1 protein-coding gene is annotated in these 2539 nt (G+C 65.3%); it reads left to right on the forward strand.

Annotated features, from left to right (window positions below):
• The first annotated feature begins 668 nt into the window (after positions 1-668).
• The gene (gene ltrA / locus ACFYW5_RS37810) at positions 669-2429 is read left to right on the forward strand and encodes a group II intron reverse transcriptase/maturase (RefSeq protein WP_389421674.1); all 1761 of its coding nucleotides are present in this window, start codon (positions 669-671) and stop codon (positions 2427-2429) included.
• Positions 2430-2539 lie beyond the last annotated feature (110 nt).

A 2539-nucleotide genomic window follows, 5' to 3' on the forward strand; every position in this document is an offset into this window, starting at 1 on the left:
GTGCGACACGAAGTCGCTCCAAGTAAGTGAGGACAGCCATGTGAAGGAGGAATCGATCGGCTGAACTTCGGGCCAGTGTCCAGGGCCCGTCCCCGTGCTCCCATGCGTCGCTGGTAACGGCGGGGTGTGAAGCGGAGCGTTCAAGCCCAAGAGCACCCGGGCCATCCGGGAGCCACAGGCGAGGGGAAGGCTGGACGGGCGAACGCAAGTGAACCCTCGATGATGCTCCGTGACGTTAGGACCGTGCGATGGCATGTGAGCGACGGTCACAGGACCCGGTGCTGGAAGGCACCAAGCGACCTTCGGGTATCTGTTCCTGGAGGGAGGACACCGCTGGTCTCGGAGTAGAGGGGGCGCCCACCCCAGTCGCGTCTTACTGGTGCGGAACGTGGAAACCCCGACGGGGTCCAAGCCTCGGCTTGGTAGGCCAACCGCAAGGAAGGCTGAAGTCCCCGGCGGGAGAAGGAAGATCCAGGAAGCGAAGGCCGGCAGGCCGAAAGGCCAGAGGAAAACGGGAGTTGGGACCTTCACCCGCTCGCGCATAACTCGCCGGATACGGGCCCCGGTGGTCCGGCCCGAAAGGGCGCCCACGTGGATCAGGTGAGCCTTTGAAGTCACCACTGCAAGGAAGCCGGAACCGAGGGACAAGTTGGACGCCGGAGGCGCACATGGAGATCACGGCACCTGTCGTGACGTCCTTGCCTGCGGTGAACGGACCCGAGGACGACTTACTCGACTGGCACGGCATCGTCTGGGCCACCTGCGAGGAGAACGTACGGCGGCTGAGGCAGAGGATCTTCAAGGCGACGCAGAACGGGGACCTCAAGAAGGTCCGCAACTTGCAGAAGCTCATGCTGCGAAGCCGCAGCAACACGCTGATCAGCGTGAAGCGGGTGACGCAGCAGAGCAGTGGTCGCATGACGGCTGGCATCGACGGGGAACGGGCCCTCACGCCCAAGGCGAGAGGCACCTTGGCGGCCGAGATCCATCGGTCGTCGAATCCGTGGAAGGCCAGGCCGGTCAAGCGAGTGTTCATCGCGAAGAGCAACGGGAAACAGCGACCGCTCGGCATCCCGGTTATCCGTGACCGGGTCCTCCAGGCCCGCGTGAAGAACGCGCTGGAGCCCGAGTGGGAAGCGCGGTTCGAGCCGAGGTCCTATGGCTTCCGGCCCGGCCGCAGCTGCCAGGACGCGATATCCGCGATCTTCTGGACGGTGAAGGGCAAGAACCCCAAACGTCTGTGGGTCCTGGACGCGGACCTGTCGGCGGCATTCGACCGCATCGACCACAACCACCTCGTGACCATGCTCGGCCAGTTCCCCGCCAGGAATCTGATCCGCGGATGGCTGAAGGCGGGCGTGATCGACCGCGGCCGGTTCGCACCGACCGAGGAGGGAACTCCTCAAGGCGGCGTGATCAGCCCGCTGTTGATGAACGTTGCTCTGCACGGACTGGAACAGGCCGCAGGGTGTCAATACACGGCGCGGGTCGGGCGCGAGCCCGGCGCGATGCCGGGCACTCCGGTGCTGGTGAGGTATGCCGACGACTTCGTCGTGCTCTGTCACGACGAAGAGCAGGTGCACCAGGTCAGGGCTCGGCTGGAGGACTGGCTGGCGCCGAGGGGTCTTCGCTTCAACGAGGAGAAGACTCAGGTCGTCCACCTCGATAAGGGGTTCGACTTCCTCGGCTTCACGGTTCGCCGGACGGGCGGCAAGCTGATCATCAAGCCGAGCACAGCGGCCTGCGCGAGGCTCCGGGCGCGACTGCGGACCGAGGTGAAGGCCCTGCACGGGTCCAATGCCGAGGCCGTGTTGCGCAGGCTGATCCCGATCGTTCGCGGTTGGGCTGCCTACTACCGGGCGGTGGCATCCACGACGACGTTCACGTCGCTGGATCACTACATGTGGCGGCTGACCTTCAAGTGGGCCAGACGCCGCCACCGCAACAAGTCGAGGCACTGGGTCGTGGACCGGTACTTCGGCCAGTTCCACCCGTCCCGGCGAGACCGATGGGTGTTCGGCGACCGCGACAGCGGCGCCTTCCTCATCAAATTCGCCTGGACCGGCATCGTCCGCCACCAGCTCGTCAAGGGCGGAGCGTCCCTGGACGACCCCGCGCTGGCCGAGTACTGGCGGAACCGCCGCCGAAAGAAAGCGCCGCCGCCGATGGACAAGACCAGTCTTCTCCTGGCGGTCCGGCAGCAGGGGCTTTGTCCTCTCTGCAAGCAGGCGCTGATCGTCGGAGCCGAGTACGAACCGGACAGCCCACGTGAGTGGATCAACTGGTTCGCGGCCTCGAAGAAGATGCTCCACAAGCATCACTTCACCTACCGGCGAGACGGCGGCACGGACGAACGGAACAACCTTCGCCTCGTGCACTCTGAATGCCACCGTCAGCATCACGCTGGAGACAGCAAACGGGCCACATAACCCTGCTGACCTGCGAAGCCCATGGGGCTTGCTTGAGCCGGATGCGGGGAAAGCTCGCACGTCCGGTTCTGAGGGGGCCGGGTCACGGCAACGTGACCCGGCTACCCGAC

This window comes from Streptomyces sp. NPDC002779, from assembly GCF_042888685.1.
In the GTDB taxonomy this organism is placed as follows: Bacteria; Actinomycetota; Actinomycetes; order Streptomycetales; family Streptomycetaceae; genus Streptomyces.

Coding starts and splice junctions, on each gene's coding strand:
- ltrA (WP_389421674.1), top strand. CDS start 669: ATGGAGATCACGGCACCTGTCGTGACGTCCTTGCCTGCGGTGAACGGA.